The organism is Bacteroidota bacterium, assembly GCA_035506275.1.
GTDB lineage: Bacteria > Bacteroidota > Ignavibacteria > UBA10030 > UBA8401 > JAGVPT01.
This window is the reverse complement of sequence record DATJPT010000013.1, coordinates 51,508-76,738: the sequence shown is the minus strand read 5'-3', so window position 1 is coordinate 76,738 and position 25,231 is coordinate 51,508. Positions and strand designations below refer to the sequence as shown.

Sequence of the window (25,231 nt, the reverse complement as noted above, 5' to 3'; positions counted from 1 at the left end):
ATATCACGATGAGTGCGTCTGCTACTGTGGAACGATTTTGAAAGAGGATCAGCATCAATCAAAAACACAAGGAGAAGTCAACATGAAAAACTTTGTTTTGGTTTTGTTGTGTATAGCGTTGCCGGTTGTGATGGTGGCGCAGACCGATACGGTCAATGTGCCGAGCGACCAGGGGGACGGAGGCAACCTTAATACTGCCGTTGCCAACGTCATTAATGCAGACCCCACCGGCGTGCAGCTCTCCAACACGGTGTTCAAACTGGAGACGGGCGGATTTTATATTCTTTCAGGAGCGATTACGACTCCTCCTCATTCCCATCTTTATATCGTGGCACCGGCACCCGGCACCTCGCAGGCAACTTCGCTTCCGCAGATCGTTTGGACCACCAGCGGCGGCGTGACGACAACATACAACTTTGACTGCCATGGCGATCTGACGATGAAGAATATCTGGATTCTTGAGGGGAACATCACCGGCGCTCAGGTTGGGTCGAGCATCGTTATCGAGGACGACACGCTCCATAACACGAACGGGGCGGGGGAGCATTTGGACATGGACGGCTGCATCATCGATTATATGCCGATCGGTAACGGCGGCGGCGCCATTGAGCCGTCGTGCCAGCATTTCCGGGGACATATCTCCAACACGTATTTCCGGAACATGACCGATAACCACTATCGGTATTATGGCAGGCCGGTTTCTTGGACGTACCAGAGCACAACATGGCATACCGACACCTTGACCTTCGAGAATTGCACGATTGCAAACGCGGGCTATGCGTATATGCAGGAATCGCCTTGCTACGGCGATTATGTCTCGTTCAATCACTGTACTTTTTTGAACACGATGATGTACACGCTCGAGTCGTCGTACTGGTGGTGGCTGTCGGTCACCAATTGTGTTTTTCAGAACATCTTCATGTTTGGCGATACACCGTCGGGTGACGGGACCGGCATGGTCCCGAACGGCGGCGTCATTAACATCGACAGCGCTTCGGGGTTCAGTGCGTTGACCCCCCCCATTCCATTTACCGACGATCCGACAGCCGGCGCGGCGTTGCAGCGTCACATCGTCGTTGCCAACTGCAGCTATGGCTATGACCAGTGGTTTTACGACTTCCTCGCTCACAATCCATACAACGACACCGCCAGTGAAGTCAACAAAATCCACATCATGCCAATGATGAGCGGAAAGACATACCAATTCTTTGGAGGCAAGGATTCCGCCGGCCATAAGCTCTTTCCGTATATGAACGCCTGGAACCTGTATCCGTTTGATACAGCGACAACCACCTATAATCGCGTAACCTCGTACAACGCTGCTTACGACGCGGGTTTTGTACTGGAACCGACGAATATCGACAGCATCAAAGGTTTTTTGATCGGCCGATGGCAGACGGGAGCAAATGTCAGCTGGGCGTATGACCCTCAATCGGATGTCACACAAGCCTGGCCGCTGAACGAAGACCTCTCGTACGGTAACTCCACATTCATGTCTGCCGCTATTGGAGGATTGCCGTTGGGCGATCTGTTCCATTGGTGGCCGGCGAAATACACGCAATGGGCTGCTCAGGCCGCATCGGAACATGCCACGATCGCCGGATGGCTTAACGGGACGGGCATTACCGCAGTGAAGGCTCAGCCATCGACGGTTCCGGGAAAGTTCGATCTCGCGCAGAACTATCCTAACCCGTTCAACCCGACGACGACGATCAACTACTCTGTGCCCCAGAGCGGTTTCGTGACCCTCAAAGTCTACAACCTGCTCGGACAGGAAGTTGCAACATTGTTCTCGGGCACTCAGCAGCCGGGAAATCACACGGCGGTGTTCGACGGCAGCAAGCTTTCCAGCGGCGTCTACTTCTACCGCCTGGAAGCGAACAGCAGTTCATTGACCAAGAAACTGGTTCTCATGAAATAAGTTCATGCAGAATTTCCCTCCCGGTCCTCCAGGACCGCGGCCGGGAGGGGCGAGCGTGATGTATCAAAGATGTTTCTTTAGCGATGAAGGAGGTGATTGAAGCCGAAGTGATCGTGAAATTTGGAACGTAGCGTCCGATCATCTGTAGCATCGAACCGCTCTCGAACGAGATGCGGAGTTTCTTTGAGCAGTACCTGATTCATCGACGCAGGGAATCATCGTCGAGCATGGCAAAAGAGCATCACCAATAATTCACGTTGTACGTTGTGGTATTTTTTAGTTCATCGCTGTCCAATTACAACAACCTGGGAGGTAACATGAAAAGGTTTGTACAGCTACTCACGGCTGTCACAGCGCTTCTCGTGCTTGGACTCAGTATCTCAAGCGCACAGGAAGTGACATATGTACCGGCAACGTTCCCCGCACCGGCTGTCAACGCGGCGAACGGCGGTTTTGCCTGGGGCGATCTCAACGGAGACGGATATCTTGATGTCTTCACTCCGTCGACGAGTATCACCCTCAATAACGCCGGCACATCGTTTGCCGCTGCGGCATCAACGATGACGGCAAATCTTCCGCTGAACACCAACGACGTCGGCGCGCTGTTGGCCGATTTCAACGGCGACGGAGTCCTCGACCTGTTCACGACGAACGGCGGAACGCCGAGCAGCGGACTTTACTATAACAACGCCGGGGTATTTACGGCGGCAACAGGAACCGGCGACCTTGGTACGGCTGGACTTTCCGGCGAGGTTTTCCAGGGACTTGCGGCGGCGCCTATCGATCACAGCAATTACCTCAGCGTTGCATGGCCTGGAACATTTACGCCGATCGGCGCCTCTGGTCCTGGCAGCAATAATCAGGTACCGGCCCCCGCAGGCGGAATTTGGCTGCTTAAAGGCGGTCCGACCGGCTTCACGAATATCGGTAAGGGAGCGACTCCCGCTAATGCCGGCATAGATACGAGCCGTTCATTTGAATCCTGGGACGTCCGTTTCCTCGACGCTAATAACGACGGCTACATGGATTTGTTAATGCCGAGTTTCCGGCAAGGATTTTCCAAAGTGGATACCGGTACGTTTAACACTGCTCGAAAAGGATGCGTCCTGTATCTAAATGATGGAACCGGGAAGTTTTATGTTCCCACGAGCGCGACGATCCCCGGTAACCCGACGATCTACGCTCTCGACTCCATAAAAGTTAATGTGGCTGGCACCATGGACAGCGTTGAATATGCCAGCGTTCACGCGGACACCGGAATCATCGTCGATGATACGGTTCGCCACTTTGGCGCCATCGGCGAGCAGTGGGGCGACCTTAACAACGACGGTATCGAGGACCTGATCCTGAACGGTCTCAATGCGAACGATAACAGGGACGGCAATGATAGTTTGAAGGCCGATGTTATCCTGTATGGCAAGGGAGACGGCACGTTTACATACAAGTGGGATGGAGTCCATGTTGCAACGTGGAACGGACTGACTCAGAATACGGCCCAGCGTGCGATGTCCATCGGCGACTACAATAACGACGGGTGGGCGGATATCTTTACGTGCGCGACTTTCGGCCCCCAATATCTGTACCACAACAACGGTAACGGTACATTCACGAACGTGGCAACGAACGATGCCTTGGGGACAAATGGTGCGCGGGCCGGGCAGTTTGTCGACTACAACAACGACGGCTTCCTTGACATCTTCATGTTCATCGGCGGCACCGTTACGCTGGAGAAGAACAACGGCAACACGAACCATTGGATCGCCTTCACGCCAATAGGCACGGGCAATAACATGTCGGCCATCGGTGCCAGGTTCACTGTTTACACTGCCGGAACCAAGCAAATCCGCGACATTAAAGCAGAAGGCGGTTCTGCCGGTATGGGCGGAACGCTGAGGGCCAACTTCGGTATCGGCGCGAACACGAAGGTTGATAGTGTGAATGTTCGGTGGCCGGATGGAACATCACATACCTACGTTACTGGCGCTGCGAATAATACCCTTGCAGTGAACAAATACTATACGATCCAGGAAGGATCAGTTGTTCCCGGCACCCCGACGACGGGCCGGCCTTCATGGGCTGCAGGCGACTCGTCTCTCACGTCGACCGATACCCTGAACTGGACCGCAGGCGCAACGGGCACCGGTACCACCACCTATACAGTACAGGTTGCGACGAATGCTTCGTTCGGCAATATCGTGAAGACGGTTACTGGAGTTACGGCGACAAACACCATCGTCCGACTCGGTCTCTCCACGAAGTACTACTGGCGCGTCCAGGAGTTCGACAATCAGTTACCGAGCCCCTTCTCGGCGATCGACAGCTTCCGTACGAAAGTTGTCCCCGATTCGGTAACGCCGACGCAGTTACTGCCCGTGAACAATTACAAGGCAGCTCCTTCTGTCGGTGCGAAACTGGTCGTCAGCTATGTAGGAACGGCCTCGACGTATCATTTCCAACTCAGGTCAGACTCGGCTACCGGATTCACAAAGACCACCGGATTCATTGTCAACGACTCGACCAGCGATTTCGATACAACCTGGACGGTTGCGAGCGCGTTGACCCCAAGCAAGACCTACTACTGGCGTGTGCGGGGATACAACCCGGCTGGGTCGTCGGTCTTCTCGCCGGTCGATTCGTTCACTGTGATGTACGTGCCTGCGACACCGGTGCTGGCTTATCCGACACATGATGTGCCGAACGTGACGACGAACCCGACGTTCAAGTGGAACAGGGTGGCCGGCGACAGCTTCTATGTCGTCCAATTCTGGACCTCGAGCTCATCGGGTCTGTTGACCACCACCGACACCGTGCACCACGACTCATCGCTGGCGGTAGCCGGACTGCAGAACCGTGCAAAATACTACTGGCGCGTGATGGCCTACAACCAGGGGGGCGCGAGTGCCTTCACAGCGGTCGATTCGTTCACGACAGTGACCGAGCTTCCGATCGCCCCGACGCTCGTTTCTCCGAAGAGCACCACTGGTGAGAACAGGTTCACGAAGTTCGTCTGGCTGACGACGCCGAACTCGACGTCGTATCACCTGCAGGTGGCGACCGCTTCATCCTTCTCCACGATCATCGTGGATATGGATCTTGTCGACACCTCGGTGGTGATTACCGATACGCTGGCGGCCAACTCGCGGTATTACTGGCGTGTGAGCGCAGTGAATGCCGGCGGCGAGGGACCGTTCTCCGGTACCTCGACATACCAGACGGGAACGCTATTGCTCGTCGATGAAAACGGCGGCGGCATTCCCAGGGTCTACGCGTTGAACCAGAACTATCCCAACCCGTTCAACCCGTCGACGAACATCAGCTACGACATTCCGAAAGCTGCCTACGTCAACGTCGAAATTTTTGACGTCCTCGGACGCCGTGTGGTCTCCCTCGTCGATGGAGTCCAGGCGCCGAATCACTATGTGATGCAGTGGAATGCATCTAACGTGAGCAGCGGAATGTACTTCCTCCGCATCCGGGCGAAGAGCCAGGATGGGTCGGGAGAATTTAACGCTGTGAAGAAACTGATGTTGATGAAGTAACGTTGTTTTGCGTGAATTGCAGCCCGTCCGTGGTTCACGGGCGGGCTGCTTTTGTTTTGTTGCGGCAAGATGTCTCTGAAACTTTTTGTTATCGGTCTTCTATTTTTTAACAAGAGTAATCAATGAAGGCACTATGAAAACTAATTTTTGCGATCAAGGTAAAGAGAAGAAGACGTTGGGGCTGTCCGTATCAATTGTTTTCATAGCTCTTTCGGTGATTCTTACTACGCAGTTACATGCTCAAATTCAGACGAACGTTCCGTCGTTGAAGAACGTCTATGCGAATGATTTCTACATCGGCTGCATCTTATCCTACCGACACGTCGGCTTTCCATCCGATTCCGCCGTTACCGGGCAGTCGTCGGTGGTCGACCCGAATGGCGGATACCTGGTGAAGTATCATATGAATTCGATGTCCCCCGGCAACAACATGAAGCTGCAGTACACGGTGGATATTGCCACGAGTGCCGCCAATTATCTCGCAGCGTCCGGTTCTGCACGCGATTCCGTCAACGTCCATCCCGTGGTCAGGTTCAACGGCGACATGATCGCACAGCTGAATTGGGCGCGGAGGCAGGGCTTCACTTTCCGCGGCCATAATCTGGTATGGCATTCGTCCGTCCCGACGGAATTTTTCCGGACCGGCTATACGACCACCGGCGCGCGGCTGTCGAAAGACAGCATGACCATCCGCATGGGGAACTATATCCACGAGGTCATCAGGATCATCCACCAGGGATGGCCGGGACTCTTGTCCGCCTTCGACGTGGTGAACGAAGCCATCGACGACGGCACCTCCTCGGTGCGCACCACCGGCAACGAATGGTACACGACCTTTGGCGACTCGACATACGTCATGCTGGCCTTCCAATTTGCGCGCCAGTATACCGCGGAGTACGGCGAAACACAAATCAAACTGTACTACAACGACTACAACACCGACATCGCTGCAAAAGCCAACGGCATCGTTACCCTCCTTACTCCGATCTTTCAGGCGGGGTATCTCGACGGCATCGGCATGCAGGAACACGACGCGATCTCTCCATCCCCGTTTCCCACCGCCGCAAACTTCATCGCATCGTACAATAAATTCTCCCCCATCTGCTCAGAAATGTCGGTGACCGAGACCGATTGTGTCACCGGCAGCGCAACTCCGTCGGCCGCGGTCCTGGCGAAACAGGCCAATCAATACGGGATGCTCTTCAAATGTTTCGTGGAGCGAAGTTTCAGGTCGGGACGGGGAAAGATCGTCAATGTCACAAAAGACGGTTTGGACGATGCCTACACGTTTGCGACAGGCCAGTCTTCGTCCCTCTGGGATTCCAACGACCAGTGCAAGCCCGCATTTTTTGCCGTTGCCGACGTCGGCGCCAACTACGACATGCTCGATTCGCTGATCCGGTACGCCGACAGCCTCCACCAGAAGGATTACTCGGTTGCATCCTGGGCTCACCTCGATTCGGTCCTGTCGACCGTGGTGACCGCGCGCGACCAGAATTACTCCGCCTCTTTTTCGGCGGACACTGTGATGTGGAATGCCTTCTTCAGCTTGCAGGATGCGATCCTGGCCCTCAGCGCCCCGACCACGGTGAAAGCAAATCGATCAGAAGTTCCAGCCGAGTTCGGGCTCGGGCAGAATTATCCAAACCCGTTCAACCCAAGCACGGTGATCAGTTATCAGTTGCCAATTAACAGCTTTGTGACGATGAAGGTCTACGATCTGGTCGGGAGAGAAGTAAGAACCTTGGTGAGCGGATGGAAAAATGCGGGAACGTATTCCATCCAATTCGACGCAAGCAGCCTTCCAAGCGGCGTCTATTTTTACAGGATTCAGGCCGGCAATTTCGCAAGTGTCAAGAAACTTATTCTCTTAAAGTGACAATGATCTTCGGTTGATATCATTATAGGTGGTGTATGAAGCAGAACTGCAATGTGATGAAGGATTATCCGCTAATGCGAGAGCTTAGAACCGGTCCATGGCTGCTGGGGTTCGGGCTGCTCTTCCTTTCTGTGGTTGGAATTCCCGCCGGGTTGTTTTCCCAGCCGCTTGCGGCCGGCCAGAACAAATTTCTTGGATGCAGCAGCAGCGTTCCGGTCTGGCCGCATCTTGATCAATACTGGAATCAGATCACGCCGGGGAACGACGGCAAGTGGGGTTCCGCGGAGCCGGGGCAGGGATATTTCTCGTGGGACAACCTCGACACGATCTATAATTATGCGGCGAGGAACGGGTTTCTTTTCAAGGAACACAACCTCGTGTGGGGAAACCAGCAGCCATCATGGATCACGTCGCTCGATTCCGCCGATCAACGGGGGGCGGTACAAACCTGGATCCAGACCGTCTGCCAGCGGTATCCGACGCTGTCGTTTATCGATGTTGTCAACGAACCTTTTCATGCGCCCCCTCCTTACGCGAAGGCGTTGGGGGGAAACGGCGCGACCGGCTGGGATTGGGTGGTCACGGCGTTTCAGTGGGCCCGGCAATATGCCCCCGCGGGAACGAAGCTGCTTGTGAACGACTACAATATTTTGCAGGACAATACCACAACGACAAACTATCTTCACCTTGTCGACACGCTGATGGTGCGCGGGCTGATCGACGGCATCGGCATCCAGGGACATTATTTCGAATTCCGCAGCCCTCTTCATGCAACGAGCAATAATTACGTTTATAGTGTCAGTACGATCAAAAGCAATCTCGATAGACTGACGGCAACCGGGTTGCCGGTCTATATCAGTGAGTTCGCCATTAATGAACAGAACGATTCGGACCAACTTGCCGAGTATCAGATCTATTTTCCCCTGTTCTGGAGCGACCCGGGGGTCAAAGGAATGACGTTGTGGGGATATATTCAGAACGATGTCTGGAGCGCAGAACCGTATGCGTACTTGCTGCACACGGACGGGACCGAGCGTCCCGTGGTTCAATGGCTTCGTACGTTCATCAGATACGGCCCGACGCCGAATGCCCCGCTTCTTGTATCGCCGAGAAACGCGACCAACGTGGCGAGGCAGGCAACGTTCACATGGCGCTCTGCTCAGTATGCATTGACGTACGAACTGCAGGTTGCGCTCGACCAGGCATTTACTCTCGTGCTGGAGGATACGACACTCGCAGACACGACGAAGACCATCGGTTTCGCGCTTGACGACACCACCACATTTTATTGGCGCGTGGCCGGAATTGACTCGGCGGGACAGGGACCGTATTCAGTCGTTGCGCGGTTCAATACAGGAACGGCGCTCGATGTCAAAGAGGCGGACATGACACCGAAAGAATTTTCTCTTTCGCAAAATTATCCGAACCCGTTCAATCCGACAACGCTCATTTCCTTTCAGCTCCCCGCTTCCGGTTTTGTCCGGTTAAGGGTATTCGACCTTCTCGGCAAGGAGGTCGCGACGCTTGCCGAAGGAGAACGCCCCGCCGGTTCGTATCAGGTCAGCTTCGACGGTTCGCGGCTCAGCAGCGGTATCTATTTATACCGGCTTGAAGCAGGGGAATTGACCATAACGAAAAAGCTTGTGCTCCTCAAATGAAGATCCTGCTGTCATTCCTGATGGTCTGCGTCGCTGCGACCGCCCGCTCACAATCCGCAGCCGGCCAAAATGATCCTGGTATTCCGCACCTGCATAAACAGGGGACCGCGACGCAGGTGGTCGTGGATGGTAAACCCTTCCTGATGCTTGCAGGAGAGCTTGGAAATTCGAGCGCCTCCAGCCTCGACTACATGAGGCCGATCTGGCCGAAGGTCGCTAAGATGCACTTGAATACGCTGCTTGTACCGGTGTATTGGGAGCTCCTTGAGCCGGCGGAAGGAAAATTTGATTTCACGCTGGTCGACAGCGCGATCTTCTCTGCCAGAGCCTCCGGCATGAGAATTGTCTTCCTCTGGTTCGGTTCGTGGAAGAACAGTATGTCCTGTTACGTTCCGGGCTGGATAAAATCGGACCAGGACCGCTTTCCGCGGGCGCGGATAAGCAGCGGCAAAGCTCAGGAGATCCTCAGTCCCTTCTACGACGTCAATAAAGAAACTGACGCACGGGCGTTCGCCGAATTAATGAAGCATCTTCGCATCATCGACGGCACGCACCACACGGTCGTCATGGTTCAGGTCGAAAATGAAATTGGAATGATCCCTGAGGCGAGAGATTGCTGCAAGAAAGCAAATGCCGCTTTTCAGGACCAGGTCCCCTCCGCGCTCATGAGTTACCTCGAAAAAAACAAGGAGACGCTCGCCCCCGAACTATTAACGATGTGGCAGGATGCCGGTTCCAAATCGTCGGGAACATGGGAAGATGTTTTCGGGAAGGGAGCACACACCGACGAGATATTCATGGCGTGGTACTTCGCCGCGTATACGAATGATGTGGCACATCAGGGGAAAGAAGAATATCCGCTGCCGATGTACGTCAACGCCGCCCTCATTCGCCCCGGATACAAGCCGGGACAGTATCCAAGCGCCGGACCACTCCCCCATCTTATGGATATCTGGAGAGCGGCAGCGCCGGCCATCGACTTTTTAGCCCCCGACATCTACTTTAAAAATCTCACGGAGTGGTGCGAACGGTTTGACCGTTCCGGCAATCCGATCTTCATCCCCGAAGCCGGGAACAATCAGAGTATGGCAAACGCTTTTTATGCCTTTGCCCGGCATAACGCAATGGGCTACAGTCCGTTCTCCATAGAGTCGCTCGCTGACCCGGACAACAATCAGGTCGCAAAAGGATACGAGGTTCTCCAGCAGCTCGAGCCGCTGATCGTCGAGCACCAGGGAAAAGGAACCATGAATGGAATCCTTCTCGACAGCGCTTCTCAATCCGAACGGATTCAGTTGGGTGACTACGCGATCTTGTTCAGGCATGAATACGGATGGAGGTATGCCGTCCGAACGGGCCCCGACACACCGCGCGTTGGAGGAATGGTGATCATGATCTCGAAGGATGAATTTTTGGTGGCAGGAACGGGAGTTATGGTAAGCTTTTGGCCGCGGTCGTCTGACGACGACGCCGTTGGAATTATGAGCATGGATGAAGGAACGTTCGTCGACGGAAAATGGGTTGCCGGCCGCCGCATGAACGGAGACCAGGACAATCAGGGGAGAGAAACGCATTTACCTTCGGGGATGTTTACGATCCAAAAAGTGAAGCTCTACCGGTATAAATAAGGCCGTGCATATCAAATAGAGGTGTCGACCATGAAGATCGCGCTACAGGTATTAGGATTAATTTTTCTCATTGGACTCTGTCAGATGTCAGGGAACGCCCAGGACAGCTTGAAGAGCAATGCGCCGGGTAAATTCCAGCCGACCTGGGAGTCGCTCGAGCGTAACTACCGCTGTCCGGAATGGTTCCGCGATGCCAAGTTCGGCATCTGGGCTCACTGGTCTGCTCAATGTGTCCCCGAACAGGGAGACTGGTATGCAAGGAACATGTACATTCAGGGAACGCCGCAGTACGAACACCATCTGAAAACGTACGGACATCCGTCGAAAACCGGCTTCATGGAGATCGATCACTTGTGGAAAGCGGAAAACTGGGATCCGGAGAAACTGATGAAGCTCTACAAGCGCGCCGGCGCCAAGTATTTTGTCGCATTGGCGAACCATCACGATAATTTCGATTGCTACAATTCCAAGTACCATGCGTGGAATTCGGTGAACATCGGGCCGAAAAAGGACATCGTCGGAATTTGGGAAAAAGTCGCACGCGAGAACGGATTGCATTTCGGCGTCAGCAACCACTCCGCCCATGCCTGGCATTGGTTCCAAACGGCGTACGGTTACGACAGCGAAGGACCGCATGCGGGGGTCCGCTACGATGCGGCCACGCTCACCCGGGCCGATGGAAAGGGGAAATGGTGGGAAGGACTTGATCCGCAGGAATTGTATGCCGGCCCGAACATGAAAATGCCCGACGGACTGACGAGCGTTGCGGCGGTCGACGAATGGCATGAGAAAAACGACCGCGTGTGGACCGAACTGCCGCCGCCGAACAATCCGGCGTTCGTTCAGCAATGGTTCCTTCGCTGCCAGGATCTGATCGATTCGTACCATCCCGATCTGATCTATTTCGACGACTCGGAACTGCCCCTCGGGCAAGCGGGGCTCGACATCGCGGCGCATTATTACAATGCGAGCGCACGGCTGAATAACGGCAGCGTCGAAGGGGTCATCACCGCGAAACAGCTCTCTCCGGAAGAGAGCAAGGGGGTTGTCCAGGATTTTGAGCGAGGTTTCTGCGACACGATCCAAGCTGAGCCGTGGCAGACGTGTACGTGCATCGGTTCATGGCATTACAGCCGTGAGATTGCCGAGAAGAACCTTTACAAACCGGTCTCGCAAGTGGTCGATATGCTCATCGACAACGTGAGCAAAAACGGGAACCTCCTTCTCAGCATACCGGTCAGGGGAGATGGGACCATCGACGACCATGAGATTGCGTTTCTCGACGGGCTCGCCCGGTGGATGGACGTCAACGGCGAGGCGATCTTTGGAACGCGTCCGTGGAAATTGTTTGGTGAGGGTCCTTCAAAGGTCAAGTCAGGGATGTTCAATGAAGGAACGGGGGGAATGTTCACGTCAAAGGACATTCGCTTCACGACAAAAGGGAAGGATCTTTATGCGTTCGTCCTCAGATGGCCCGATGAAAAGAATGTGGTCATCAAGTCACTCGGCTCCGGATCTTCTCTCGTTGGCGGGAAGAAGGTGCTGACCATTTCCCTTCTCGGGTATGATGGTAAGCTGGAATGGTCGCAGAAAGACGATGAATTGGTCGTCACGTTGCCGGACCATAAACCGTGCGAAAATGCCGTTGCTCTGAAAATCAGCGGCATCGTTGCGGAATGAGATCTTCCCCGATCGTAGGTCGGGATATTAAAGAGTGAAAGGCATTGCAAACCCGATGAAATCAACGCTCTATCGGCGCATTCTCATTTATCTTCTAGGTATTTCCGTTGGCGCGTCAGCCATCGCACAAGTGCGCCTCCCCCGGTTGGTCAGCGACGGGATGGTTTTGCAGAGGGATTCGAAGGTAAAGGTCTGGGGATGGGCGGGCCGGGGAGAGAAAATTTCCGTCCACTTTATCGATTCGGTTTACACGGCGTTTGCCGACAGCGCAGGTGATTGGAGTATCGTTCTTGCCGGATTGAAAGCCGGCGGTCCTTACGAGATGCGCATCGAAGCGAGCAATGTCCTCACCGTCAAAGATATTATGATCGGGGAGGTGTGGGTCTGCTCGGGTCAGTCGAATATGGAGCTGACGATGAAGACCGTCCGGCCGATCTATGAAGATGAGATCGCAAATGCGCAGAACCCGTTCATCAGAGAATTCACTGTGCCCCAGACGTACGACTTCAACAAACCCCATCAGGATCTCGATTCCGGATCATGGCAATCGGCCACGCCGGCAACAGTACTTCAATTTTCGGCCGTCGCATATTTTTTTGGCAAAGAGCTGTACGAACAGTACAAGGTTCCGATCGGTTTGATCAATACGAGCCTCGGCGGCTCCCCCATCGAGTCGTGGATGAGCGAAGATGCGTTGAAGAAGTTTCCCGTCGCGTACAAGGAGGCGCAGCGGTTCAAGGATCCTTTGTTGATCAGGAAGATAGAGAGCGAGGACAGGGCCAGGATCGGAAAATGGTACGCACTTGCGCGCGAAAGCGACGAAGGACACAAAGACCCGTCCAGGCTGTGGACGTCGCCGTCGCTCAAGACATCCGGTTGGCCTTCCATGAAAATTCCCGGCTATTGGATGAACACTGCGCTCGGCCGCGTCAACGGGGTCGTGTGGTTCAGGAAGGAGTTCACCGTCCCTGTCGCAATGACCGGCGTTTCCGCGAAGTTAATTTTGGGGAGGATCGTTGACGCCGATTCGGCCTTTGTGAACGGCACGTTCGTCGGAACGACGAGCTACCAGTATCCGCCGAGGAGATATGAAATTCCGGCGGGGGTGCTGAAGGAAGGGAAAAATATTCTTGTCGTTCGGGTCATCAACGAAAGCGGCGCGGGAGGGTTCGTTCCGGACAAGCAGTACGAGATTGTCGCGGGAGGGCAAACGATCGACCTGAAAGGCGACTGGCAATACCGGCTCGGGGCATCGATGCCTCCCCTTGCCAGCCAAACATTCATACGGTGGAAGCCCCTCGGACTCTACAATGCAATGATCGCCCCTCTACTGAAGTATTCCGTCAAAGGAGCAATATGGTATCAGGGGGAATCGAACGCGGGAAGCCCGATAGAATATCGCGAACTGCTCCCTTCGCTCATCGCCGACTGGAGGCAGAAATGGGGGGAAGGAGATTTTCCGTTTTTGATCGTGCAACTGCCGAATTTCATGACGGCAAAGGAGGAGCCTTCTCAAAGCGATTGGGCCCTCTTAAGAGAGGCGCAGCTCAGAACATTGTCGACGCCGAATACGGGGCTGGCAGTGACGATCGATGTCGGCGAATGGAATGACATTCATCCCCTTAATAAGAAGGAGGTGGGTAAACGTCTTGCCCTTGCCGCTCAAAAAGTTGCCTATGGAGATGAACATGTTGTCTCTTCAGGCCCGATCTACCGGTCAATGAAAGTGGATGGGAATAAGATCATCCTGACGTTCTCATCCGTTGGCGGCGGCTTGGTCGCAAAAGGAGGCGTCCTCAAATCGTTCGCCATAGCCGGGGCCGACATGCAATTTGTGTGGGGGGATGCGAAGATCGAGGGGGACAATGTCGTCGTTTCGAGCGCCACGATCGCGAATCCGGTAGCGGTCAGGTATGCCTGGGCAGATAATCCGGCTGACGCCAATCTCTATAATAAAGAAGGCTTTCCCGCTTCGCCGTTCAGGACCGATGAATAAAATTAAAGCACGAGTTTTCAGAAGCCTCACCTCATCAAAAAATGCAGGCGAACCGATGATCAAATTTTTGCAGTTTTTCTTCGCCGGGGCCCTTCTTTCTCTCTCTCTTTTCCTGACATGGGCGTCGGCTCAGCCGTCCGGAGGACCGTACGGTCCGATCAAGCAGCGGTACGAACTGCCGTCGGGAGCAAATAGAATCTACTATGTTGCGGTGGACGGGAAATCCGAGGCCTCCGGCGAAGCGCTTACAAGCCCGACATCGCTGGAATCCGCGATCGAACGGGTCCGCACCGGCGATGCGATCATCATGCGCGGCGGCGTATACCGCACCGGCAACCTCGTCCTGAATCAGGGAATCACGATTCAGCCGTATGAAGACGAAGAACCGGTATTGAAGGGATCATTTGTCGCCGCAGATTGGCAGAATCTCGGCAATGGCCTTTGGGTGACAAAATGGTCCCACTTGTTTCCGTCTAAACCGGACAACTGGTGGCAGCGCGACCGGGAGGGGAAGAAAACTCCGCTCTACCTTTTCAACAACGATATGGTCTTTGTGGACGGAAGGTTCCTCCAAGCAGTTGGATGGGAAGGAGAGGTCGATCAGAACACGTATTACATTGACTATGACTCCGGCATGGTGTACATCGGCGCCGACCCGAAGGACCGGCTGGTGGAGATCACGGCATTCAACGTCGGCATCCTCCGGACAACCAGCGAAGTCCACGGGAAAAAATCCGACCATCAAGGATACACGATCCGCGGGGTCACGTTCACCCAATATGCGTACCGCGCCCTCGAGATCGAAGGGACCGACCCGGCCGCATTGTCCGAAGAGTCCGCACACGGGAAGGATGTCGTTGGCTCATTGCTGGAAAATTGCACTATCACATTCTGCTCGCGGGTTGCCGGATATTTTCGCGGCGACCGGTTCACGATGCGTCACTGTAAAGTCAGCGATACGAGTACCGAAGGAGTCTACGTGATCGGGTCGAACGACATCCTGCTCGAAGGAAATATCTTTACGCGGAACAACATCGAACACATCACCGGTTATTATCCTGCGGCGGTGAAGATCTTCAACCAATGCTACCGGGCGACGTGCCGCAACAATTTGATCATCGACCTTCCGAACTCGAACGGTATCTGGTACGACGTCGGCGAAGTGGACGGGGTCTTCGTGGACAACTGGGTTGAAAACGTCGGTCATGTCGAAGCCACGACGTCGACCGAACAGGCGTGGCCGAGCGACAACGGATTCTTCTTTGAGATCTCGAAAGGCGTGGTCTGCGCCGGAAATGTTTTTGTCAACTGCGACCACGGCATGATGATCCTCAACAGTTCCAACACGCGCATCTACAATAATACCTTCGTCAACAGCATGGCATGCATTGGACGGAACGGAAGAGTCCCGGCCGGCGATCATTTCGGATGGCATTCCAGCACCGGCCCCGGCGTCGAGAAGCGGGAAGGGCACGTCTTCGTCAACAATCTTCTGACCGGTGACAAGAATTTTACGCGGCCGCTCCTCTTCGTCTGGCAGCCGGCGTCGTTGTGCGAGCGCCTTTCCAAGCCGGCGTTGAGCCAATTCGACCACAATATTTTTGAGCGCGGGATCGAGAAAACGCCGTATCCGTTGATCGTCTGGAGCCCGGCACAGAACGCAAAATGCCAGACGGGATTCAACTCCGTCGACAGCCTTCGGGCGGTCTATCCGGAGTTTGAGGCCAACAGCAGATATTATCTCAATTATGACGGACCCTCCTTCAAGAGCGTTCAATTGAACAACTATCAGCTGATCCCCGGAGCTCCCGGCGCGACGTCCGGCGGCCAAACGCCCGAAGAGATCAGGAAGCTCATCGGGCAGGAAAAGAAGTCCGAACGATACGTAGGCGCTTTTCCACCGATGCAATAATCCGCAATCCCGAGAAGCTATCGTGAAAAATTCCTCATGATGTCATTCTGAAGGAGCTCAGACAGATCACTTTCATTCTGGACGGAGCAGAGAATCCATGTCAATGCAGCTTTGAAGTTCCTCGCTGGTGCAGTGTCATGGGGGGCATCTGGATGTACACTCTGCGTGGAAACTATTTTTGAGACAACTTCTAATATTTTCGGAAAGATTGCACAGGCGATTGTCGAAAATTTCATTGGCATTTTATACAGCCGTTGTCGATCTTTGTTCCTTCAAAGGGAAAGAGTGCGAGAGGCCCTTTGCCGGTCCGATCGTGGCGGCACGAACTGTCCTCGTCGACTCAAACCTTCTCATCCGGCCTGGATCAAGTTTCAGAGGCCACCGGCCGCGGTGAATATCATTCCCCCGATCTTGCAGTTGTAATTTTACGAACACGACAATGACCGAACCCCCCAGCACATACACATTCTCAGCAAAGTTGCAGAGCAACCCCAGCCCGCGCGCCGGCACGTACCGGTGGCGTATCTGCGCTCTTCTCTTTTTCGCAACGACGATCATTTACATTGACCGGCAAGTTTTTGGGATCTTAGCTCCCGTGCTGCAAAAAGAAATAGGCTGGAATGAGATCCAATACGGCTACATTATTGCGGCCTTTTCGCTGGCCTACGCCTTCGGCATGCTTTTCTTTGGACCGATCATCGACAAGATAGGAACAAAACTCGGCTATGCGTCGTCGATCTTTTTATGGAGCGTTTTCGTGATGGGGCATGCGCTCGTCCGTACGGTTTTCGGATTCGGCATAGCGAGGTTTTTGCTCGGCGCCAGCGAGTCCGGAAACTTTCCCGCAGCCACTAAAACAACGGCCGAATGGTTCCCCAAAAAGGAGAGGGCATTCGCTCTCGGGTGGTTCAATGCGGGCGCTAACGTCGCTCCGATCGTAGCGTCGGCGTTCGTTCCATGGATCGCGTTGACATGGGGATGGAGGGAGGCGTTCATCTTTACCGGGCTTCTGGGGCTGATCTGGATATTGTTCTGGTGGCGGATGTACGGGCTCCCCGAGCAGATCAAACGGGTGTCCAAAGAGGAGAGAGCATATATTCAGTCGGACCAGAGCGGTATTGAGCACGAAAAGATTCCGTGGCTCAAGCTGCTGAAGTACAGACAAACCTGGTCGTTCGTTGCCGGTAAGTTTCTCACGGATCCCGTTTGGTGGTTCTATCTCTATTGGCTGCCAAAATTCCTCAACCAGCGGTTCGGCCTCGACCTCGCCCATATGGGTATCCCGCTCATCGTGATCTACACAATGACCAGCGTCGGGAGTGTTGGCGGCGGCTGGCTCTCCGGTGCGTTCATCAAACGGGGATTGAGCGTCGACAAGAGCCGCAAACGTGTGATGCTTATCAGCGCACTCTGTGTTGTTCCGATCATTTTCGTAACTTCAGTCTCACAATGGTGGGCCATAGTCCTGCTCGGCCTGGCGACGGCGTCTCATCAAAGCTGGTCGACAAATCTTTTCACCACTGTTTCGGATATGTTCCCGAAAAAAGCGGTCGGCTCTGTCGTCGGTTTGGGCGGTTGGGCAGGTTCTTTGGGAGGGATGCTGATTGCAACTGCGGCCGGTTTTATTCTGCAAATTTCCGGCAGCTATGTTCCGCTATTCGTTGTCGCGGGGATGGCGTACTTGGCGGCGTTTTTCGTCATCAATTTGTTTGTCCCCGAGATGAAGGAAATTGAGATTTAGGGGATCGAGTGAATGCCGTTTTGCGGCCTGGCGACGATGAGACAAGCGCCGCTGAAGCGTGAACAAAATCAAATCACGTCGATTCCAGCAACACTTTTTGGCTATGATGCGCGGAATGACGGAGACGAAAGTTGAGTCACTCTAATGCTGAGCGCAGCGAATGCCAGAAGCATCCCCCAGGGAGCGTCCGCGAAACTGCATCCTGCGGATTGACCGACACCGTTTAACGATCCAGACTGATCTCAATGATGACCAAACCTAGTTACCTTCCTCACGCTCTTCTTTCCTTTCTCTTTTTAGTCCAATTCATCTCTTGTTCGTCCGATTTGACCAGGCACGAAATGGAAAGCACCGGCGTCATCGATGCGGATGACCCGGGCATTCAATACGTCGGAAGGTTCGATTTTTCGAACCCCAAAAAAGCCGTATTCGATTGGGCCGGAGTGTCCATGAGCGCGCGGTTTGAAGGGTCAAGCTGCTCCATCCGATTGGAGGATCATCATAACGAATATGCCGTGATCGTCGACGATCATGCCCCGGAGCTGTTGATAACGGACACGGTGACGACGCTGTACCGCCTCGCTTCCGAATTATCCGATTCGGTTCCGCATTCAATCATGGTTCAGAAAAGGACGGAGCCTCTTGTCGGCAAAGGGGAATTCATGGGATTTGTCCTTGACAAAGGAAAGAAGCTTCTCCCTCCGGAAAAGCGTCCCGTGCGCCGGATCGAATTTATCGGCAACTCGATCACTTCGGGATTTGGAGTGGAAGGAGACAGTCCCGACTGTCATTTCAGTCCGCAAACGGAGAACGCCTGCATGTCGTATGCCGGGATAACGGCGCGTGCTCTTGGCGCCGAATACCATCTGATTTCATACTCCGGACGGGGCGTCGTGCGCAATTACGGCAACAGCAGCAAAACGTCGGCCAATCCAATGCCGGCATTGTATGACCGGACGTGCTATTTCGATTCTACGACGAAATGGAATTTCAGGAACTGGGACCCGCAGGCCGTTGTCATCAATCTCGGAACGAATGATTTTTCAACTCAGCCCTATCCGGATAAGGACGTTTTTCAAAGCGCCTATAGCCGCCTGATCGAGCGGGTGCGGACGCTGTACCGCGGCGTGACGATCTTCTGCATCTCCGGTCCGATGATCGGGGAGCCGTGCACCGGGTACATCAAGGAAGTCGTTGAAGCGCAGCAAAAAATGAGGGGGAGATACCGCGATGTCTACTTCATACCGATCGCTAAGGACGCATTGACCGACGCCGACTGGGGATGCGACCGGCATCCAAATATCCTGGGGATGGCAAAAATGGCGGACATCATTGTCCCGGCGGTCCGCCTGCGGATGAATTGGTGAACCTGCTCACCGGCCCGCCGTTTTCTTCTTTACGTTCAGGATGCCGTGCAGAACCTCTGCGGAGGTTCTTCCTACCGTGATCTCGAAATTCCCCGCTTGGACCGCTCCCTCCGTGTCGAGAACGGACCCTACAAATTCCGAAGCCGGTCGACATATCCCCGGCTGGCAACAAGCTCCGTTCCGGTCTTATCTTTGAGATGGACCTTGAATTTTCCGCCGAACCACTTTTTCATCTCCCGGATAAAGCTCACGTTAACGATCGCCGAACGATGGATGCGGACGAAAGCATGCGAGTCGAGCTTTTCTTCGAGCTCGGCCAGCGTCATCTCGACGATATGTTCGTGCTCTGCTGTGTGCAGGAACGTATATTTGTCTTTTGCCTCGAAATAGACGATGCTCGCGATGTCGATTAGAAGGATCTTGTCGCCCGACGTAACCTGTAATCGCTTCAGCGGGGGGGACGCAAGATGCGAAAGGAGGCGTTCGATGTTTTCATTGAAGCGCGGCGCGGGTGATGAGGTGATGCGCTCAAGTTTTTCGATCGTTTTGTCGAGACGCTTCTGTTCGATGGGCTTGAGGAGATAGTCGACCGAGTTTTCCTCGAAGGCCTTCAACGCATACTCGTCGTACGCGGTGGTGAAAACGATGAACGGCTTGAAGCGGAGCCGGCGGACAACTTCGAACCCGTCAAACCCGGGCATCTGCACGTCGAGAAAAATAAGTTCGGGGCGAAGCTCCTCGATCCTTTCCACCGCATCTCCGCCGTTCTGAGCCTCGCCGACGATCTCCAGGTCTTTTTGGTAGCTCTCCAGCATTTTTCGAAGGCGCTTGCGGGCCAGCTCTTCGTCATCCACGATCATTGCCCGAAGATGCATACGGAGTCCTCACGAAAGCGGGATCGTGATCAGAAAATGAGTCCGTTCATCGGGCTCGAGGCGGAGCGAGGACTTTGTGCCGTACCGGAGCTGCAGCCGTTCTTCGACGCTTCTCAACCCGAACCCGTTCGAGGTATCAAGGCCGTCGACACCTTTCCCGTCATCGATCACCGAGATAAGGCAATTGCCGCCGCTCTTTTTGACCTCCACCGCAATGTTCCCTCCCTGGACCTGCGAAGCAAGGCCGTGTTTGATGCTGTTTTCGACCAGAGGTTCAATGATCAATGCCGGTATCATGAAATCCCGCACCGCGTCGTCACACGAGATGTCGTAGTGCAATCTCTCGCCGAACCGGACCTTTTCGATCTCAAGGTATGTCCGTACGATGTCAAGCTCTTCAGCCACGCTCACGATATTTTTTTCGGCGCTCTTGAGGGTATAACGAAAAAGGTCGGAGAGCTTTTCGACGGTCGATTCTGCGGCTTTCGGATTTTCGGAGATCAGGCTTGCGATCGAGTTCAGCGTGTTGAAGAGGAAATGGGGGTTGATCTTCGACTGCAGCGCCCGCAGTTCCGCTTCCATGGTCGTACGCGTCAGCCGCTCCTCGTTCAATTCCTTTTCTTTGAGCTGCCTGGCCATCCGCTCGACGGTGCTTCTCAACGTAAAATACATGACGGCGATCGTTCCGAAGACGGCCGAGAAGACCAGATTCATGGTCAAAAGCGGGAATTGATCTTTCCAGGTAAATCGATATCCGAACGTCGCGACGTGAATGCCCAGGCCAACCTCTGTGCCGATGAGTCCTCCGAGAAGAAAAAGGAAAAAGAGGAAGATCATCCTGACAAGTCTTCCCCATTGTTCGCTTCTGGGGGCGAAGTAGTGCGTAAGAAAATGGATTGAGAAACCGATGGACATTGAGAAAATGAACGTGCTGAAGAGCGCGCTTTCCCAATGCCGCGGGTCATTATAGATAAAACCTGCCGCCAAAATTACCGTGATGATGCCGCAAAAAAAGAAGGTCCGGATCAGGTCTCTTTTTTTCATAGCTGAAATTGAATTCCGAGATTGGTGCTGTTGTCGATAAAAAGCGCCCCGTATTCTGAATCACTCTTCCCGAGGAATTTCGTGAACCGCGTGTAGAGCGACAGGTATTGCGATATTCTGTACGTTACCGTGGGCACTAAAACGATGCTTGCATCGTCGGCGTTCATTAACTGGATAAACTCGAGGCTCCATCTGCCGTCGGAATAGTATTCGCGCCCGAAAAGATAATCGCGCAGCGTGCCGCGGGGAGAAAGCGTTTCGAGCGCCCATAAAAGATTGCTGCGCGACGGCGTCACCAGTTCCGGCGGCACAACCACCGCCCCCCGCTGAATGCCGTTTTGGAATTTAACAAACTTCATCCATTGATTCCATTCCGAACTGCTCAATCCTTCCATGTTCCGGTAATATTCGACGGCAATGTTCAATCCGTTCTCGAAGGTGTATTGCTCCCCCAGAAGAAGTTTGTAGAAGATCTCGCTTGAATTGCTGTAGCGCTCAATATAAGGGTTTGAAGAGTAGATTTGATCGGCGTTGTCCGACCACAATATTTGGTGAAACAACATCGACGAGCCTTCTTTCGCAAGAAACTCTCCGTGGAGCTCCAGATTATCGCCGATGACGTACGACCAATTTGCTCCCGCTTCAAGCCGGTCTCCCTGCCGGTAGTGCAGAATTCCCGAAAGGTCGAGCCCGCTCAGAAACGTATACGCACGGAGCGCATAGTCGTGTGTTCCCCAATGAAAAGCTCCGGACTCGATTTGCGCATCGTTCAGGTAGACCAGGGTCAGCGAGCTTTTGCCGGCGAACGCATTTATCAGAACGAGCGTGCGGCCAATATTCTGGCCGAGACGGTCCGACGGGTCGGAGGGAGAACGGGGAGGTTCAACGACGCCCGTCGGATTGAACGCATACCCCGGCCCCCATTTGAGGATCTTTCGCCCTACGGTGACATCGAAATTATCCGACAAGGAGAGGTCGTATGAAAGCTCCCGGATCGCAAAACTGTAATCAGGCGGGTTAAGGTTGTTCGCGGACGCGTTCAGGTTCAGCGAGGTCGATAAACCGCCGTAGCCCAAAAAGAGGTTTGTTATTGCATCGTTTCCCTGCACAGGCTGCGGCAGAATTTGGTTCCGGTAGTTAAGAGGAGTGGTCAGGTTGAGTTTCGTGAGCGTCCCCTCGTCAACGACCGAGAAACGGTATGCGAGTTCCTGCGCATCTGTTCGGATTGCGGCAACACCGACGGCCGTGATGAACAAGCATATTTTTGCCGGCGGCATCACCGCAGTTTCTCCAGGTAATCTTTGTTGAAGTATTTTTCCGGCATCTGTTTTTCGGCGTACGAAGCATATTTCATGATCGTCGTTCTTCCCTCGCGCAATCTGTCGGTGATCGTCATTTGCGTAAGAAGCGTTCTGCCGGAAACCTCTTCGTAGCGGTCGAACGTGATCGACTTGAAATGCTTTCCGGAGAGGAGATACATTTCGGCTTTCTTCGGACGCTTGGTCTCTTTTTCGACCCAGTATTCGATTCTCTTATAGGTTGCGCCGTCGCGTTTTGCATTCAGCTCAAGGAGGTAGCAGGGAACCCCTTCCACCGATTCTTCCTTGATGATCCTGGCTGAATAATCTTCCGCGTATCGCGTGCGGGCGACGTCGCCGTTCGATGCGTTTCCCATGAGCCGCTGCAACGGCGTGATGCGGATCGGCTTGCGGGTGTTCGGCATGTAGATCCACATGTCGTCCTCGACCATCAGCAGATACTCCCCCTTGACGTCTGCGTTCATGAATTTGACGAGCGTTTTGTCCATCCCCTTCATGCTCACTTCAAACAGGCCTTCTTCTTTCAGGTCGTTGTCCTCGTAGTTCAATATGGTCGTCATCACGGAATACGAAGTCCAGCCGTTCCTGTTCAGGTCGGAGAGACGCAGGATCTCGTCCCCCGTAGGTCTGGCGCTGCTCTGCTCCTCGCTTTTTTGCGAATGCAGCACGGAAAAGCTTGCAATGATTGCTGCGGCGATAAAGATAATGTTGCGGCACCGTTTCATTCCGTTTCTCCTTTTTCAAACATGTCCGAGGGCATCGACGATCTTCAATCGGGAGGCTTTGTAGGCCGGAAAAATTGTCGAAATCACTGTGGTCACCGTGATGAGCAGAAATACTCCGGCGAAGACCGACGGCACAAAATCAACGATCAACGGATAGCCTCGCGTCCCTCCGGGGGGCGGCGGCATCACGATGCCGGAGGAGTTGATCAGCAGGCCCGCAAGATACGCGAACACAAGTCCGGCAAGCCCTCCCATGGCTCCAATGATCAGCCCTTCGTAAAGGAAATTCGTCAACAGCCGCGCCGGCGACGTACCGACCGCAAGCTGCGTGCCGATCTCCTTTGTCCGCTCAAAAATAGACATCATCATCGTGTTCGAGCTGCTGAGCACGACGACAACGAAAATGAGGACGCCTAGGAAACCGAAGATGTTGTTGTACAGCCGGACGACAGCGTTGTAAAATGTCGCCATGTCGAACCAGCGCCGGGCTTTCATTCCGGGAAGGATCTCCTCAAGTTTCGAAGCGACTTCTTCGGTCTTGTCCGTTTCATCGAGCACGACCACGAGCTTGGAGACTTTCTGCGAGTTGAGCAGTTGTTGGGCCGTCGAGAGGTTGACCATCAACGCCCGCTCGTCGTACTCCGGAACGCCGGTGGAATATATTCCCGCGACCTTCACATCAGCAGCATTCAGCGCCCCTTTGGATGTCGTCGTCATGAGCGTGAGATAATCGCCGATCTTGGCCTTCATCGATTTTGCCAAGCCTCTCGCAAGAACCACTTCGTTCTCCTGAGCGTTTGCCTGGGTTTCTCCCAGGAATTTTCCGGTATCGACCGCAAGGGCAAAGCCGGCCAGCTTCGTCTCTTTTTCCGGCTCCACGCCGCGTCCGAGGAATGCCGCCGATTTATCGCCGTTCGAGATCAATCCCATGAACTCGATCCGCGCCATAGTAAAGCGGACGTGATCCTGGACGAGGATCTTTTTCTTCAGCACGTCGATGCTGTCGAGGCCGAGCTCGAGCGGACGTTCTTCCTCGCGCTGCAGCGCTTCTGTTGAATAGATCTGGATATGCCCCAGCTGTCCGCGGATGGTCGATTCGCTCAGCCCTCTGAACGAGAAGGAGATGAATCCGCCGGCAAGGATCAACGCGGTCGCCCCGAAAACGAGCACCAGCCCGGTGATGATCGTTCTGCGGCGGTTCCGGAACACGTTCTTTGTTGCGAGCTTGATGAACTTGAACATGGTAATATTCTCCTCTGTCTGTTAATGCTGGCCGTTGGTCAAAACACCGTCGTGAAGCTTGACGACCCTCCGTGCATACTGCAGAACGAGCGGGTCGTGGGTGGAGAAAAGGAATGTCACCTTCTCTTCTTCGTTGAGCGTGCGCATCAGGTCGAGGATCTCGGAGGCGGTGACGGAATCGATGTTCGCCGTCGGCTCGTCGGCAAGCACGATCTTCGGGTTATTGACGAGGGCGCGTGCGATCGCCACGCGCTGACGCTGTCCGCCCGAAAGCTCGTTGGGTTTGTGGTCGCGATGATCCCAGAGCCTGACGTCTTTCAGCGCTCTTTCAACTGCCGTTCTTCGAACTGCCGATGACTTTTTTGTGAGCAGAAGAGGGTATTCGACGTTCTCGTACGCCGTGAGAACAGGGATCAGGTTGAACGTCTGAAAAATGAACCCTAATTTTTCAAGACGGATCCGGTGGAGGTTTGTCAACCCGTTGTATCTGACCTCCGTCCCCTCGAGAAAAACGCTTCCGGTCGTCGGAGAATCGAGAAGTCCGAGAATATTCAGGAGCGTCGTTTTTCCGCTTCCCGACGGGCCGGAAATGGATGTGAACTCGCCTTCCTGGATCCCCAATGTCAGATCGTGGAGGGCCGGGACCTCGGATTTCCCGAGTTTGTACGTTTTTGAAAGAGCGTTCGCGCGGACAAGTGGATCCAT

16 protein-coding genes are annotated in these 25,231 nt (G+C 54.1%); 10 read left to right on the top strand and 6 right to left on the bottom strand.

Annotated features, from left to right (window positions below):
• The first annotated feature begins 82 nt into the window (after nucleotides 1–82).
• From VMF88_10395 to VMF88_10350, 10 genes are all read left to right on the top strand, one after another.
• The gene (locus tag VMF88_10395) at nucleotides 83–1,921 is read left to right on the top strand and encodes a T9SS type A sorting domain-containing protein (GenBank protein ID HTY11469.1); all 1,839 of its coding nucleotides are present in this window, start codon (nucleotides 83–85) and stop codon (nucleotides 1,919–1,921) included.
• 317 nt (nucleotides 1,922–2,238) lie between these two features.
• On the top strand, nucleotides 2,239–5,460 hold the full coding sequence (locus tag VMF88_10390; protein HTY11468.1) for an FG-GAP-like repeat-containing protein: 3,222 nt from the start codon (nucleotides 2,239–2,241) through the stop codon (nucleotides 5,458–5,460).
• A 133-nt stretch (nucleotides 5,461–5,593) separates the two neighbouring features.
• Complete coding sequence (locus tag VMF88_10385; protein HTY11467.1) at nucleotides 5,594–7,339, top strand: endo-1,4-beta-xylanase; 1,746 nt, start codon at nucleotides 5,594–5,596, stop codon at nucleotides 7,337–7,339.
• A 35-nt stretch (nucleotides 7,340–7,374) separates the two neighbouring features.
• On the top strand, nucleotides 7,375–8,997 hold the full coding sequence (locus VMF88_10380; protein ID HTY11466.1) for an endo-1,4-beta-xylanase: 1,623 nt from the start codon (nucleotides 7,375–7,377) through the stop codon (nucleotides 8,995–8,997).
• Nucleotides 8,994–10,625: a DUF5597 domain-containing protein gene (locus tag VMF88_10375; protein ID HTY11465.1), complete on the top strand. Its 1,632-nt coding sequence runs from the start codon at nucleotides 8,994–8,996 to the stop codon at nucleotides 10,623–10,625. Before VMF88_10380 ends, VMF88_10375 begins: the two co-directional genes overlap by 4 nt.
• 84 nt (nucleotides 10,626–10,709) lie before the next feature.
• On the top strand, nucleotides 10,710–12,305 hold the full coding sequence (locus VMF88_10370) for an alpha-L-fucosidase (protein HTY11464.1): 1,596 nt from the start codon (nucleotides 10,710–10,712) through the stop codon (nucleotides 12,303–12,305).
• Between the two features lie 55 nt (nucleotides 12,306–12,360).
• Nucleotides 12,361–14,301 carry a sialate O-acetylesterase gene (locus tag VMF88_10365; GenBank protein HTY11463.1) on the top strand — a complete coding sequence of 647 codons (1,941 nt, stop codon included), beginning with the start codon at nucleotides 12,361–12,363 and terminating at the stop codon, nucleotides 14,299–14,301.
• Between the two features lie 55 nt (nucleotides 14,302–14,356).
• Entirely contained in the window at nucleotides 14,357–16,213 is a 1,857-nt protein-coding gene (locus VMF88_10360; protein ID HTY11462.1) for a right-handed parallel beta-helix repeat-containing protein, read from the top strand.
• A 439-nt stretch (nucleotides 16,214–16,652) separates the two neighbouring features.
• Nucleotides 16,653–17,954, top strand: a complete 1,302-nt coding sequence (locus VMF88_10355) for an MFS transporter (GenBank protein HTY11461.1) — start codon at nucleotides 16,653–16,655, stop codon at nucleotides 17,952–17,954.
• A 341-nt stretch (nucleotides 17,955–18,295) separates the two neighbouring features.
• Nucleotides 18,296–19,321: an SGNH/GDSL hydrolase family protein gene (locus tag VMF88_10350; GenBank protein HTY11460.1), complete on the top strand. Its 1,026-nt coding sequence runs from the start codon at nucleotides 18,296–18,298 to the stop codon at nucleotides 19,319–19,321.
• A 128-nt stretch (nucleotides 19,322–19,449) separates the two neighbouring features.
• Here the strand turns inward: VMF88_10350 and VMF88_10345 are convergent, their stop codons facing one another.
• Genes VMF88_10345 through VMF88_10320 form a run of 6 tightly spaced genes read right to left on the bottom strand, consistent with a single transcriptional unit; the run spans nucleotide 19,450 to nucleotide 25,231 of the window.
• Nucleotides 19,450–20,196, bottom strand: a complete 747-nt coding sequence (locus VMF88_10345; GenBank protein ID HTY11459.1) for a LytTR family DNA-binding domain-containing protein — start codon at nucleotides 20,194–20,196, stop codon at nucleotides 19,450–19,452.
• A gap of 9 nt (nucleotides 20,197–20,205) precedes the next feature.
• Nucleotides 20,206–21,240 (bottom strand): histidine kinase, encoded by a 1,035-nt coding sequence (locus VMF88_10340; protein ID HTY11458.1) that lies wholly within the window; start codon nucleotides 21,238–21,240, stop codon nucleotides 20,206–20,208.
• Nucleotides 21,237–22,520 (bottom strand): hypothetical protein, encoded by a 1,284-nt coding sequence (locus VMF88_10335; GenBank protein HTY11457.1) that lies wholly within the window; start codon nucleotides 22,518–22,520, stop codon nucleotides 21,237–21,239. Before VMF88_10335 ends, VMF88_10340 begins: the two co-directional genes overlap by 4 nt.
• The gene (locus VMF88_10330) at nucleotides 22,517–23,284 is read right to left on the bottom strand and encodes an outer membrane lipoprotein-sorting protein (GenBank protein HTY11456.1); all 768 of its coding nucleotides are present in this window, start codon (nucleotides 23,282–23,284) and stop codon (nucleotides 22,517–22,519) included. Before VMF88_10330 ends, VMF88_10335 begins: the two co-directional genes overlap by 4 nt.
• Nucleotides 23,285–23,299: 15 nt before the next feature.
• Nucleotides 23,300–24,526, bottom strand: a complete 1,227-nt coding sequence (locus VMF88_10325) for an FtsX-like permease family protein (GenBank protein HTY11455.1) — start codon at nucleotides 24,524–24,526, stop codon at nucleotides 23,300–23,302.
• Between the two features lie 21 nt (nucleotides 24,527–24,547).
• Nucleotides 24,548–25,231, bottom strand: coding sequence for an ABC transporter ATP-binding protein (locus VMF88_10320; GenBank protein ID HTY11454.1), 684 nt, complete (start codon nucleotides 25,229–25,231; stop codon nucleotides 24,548–24,550).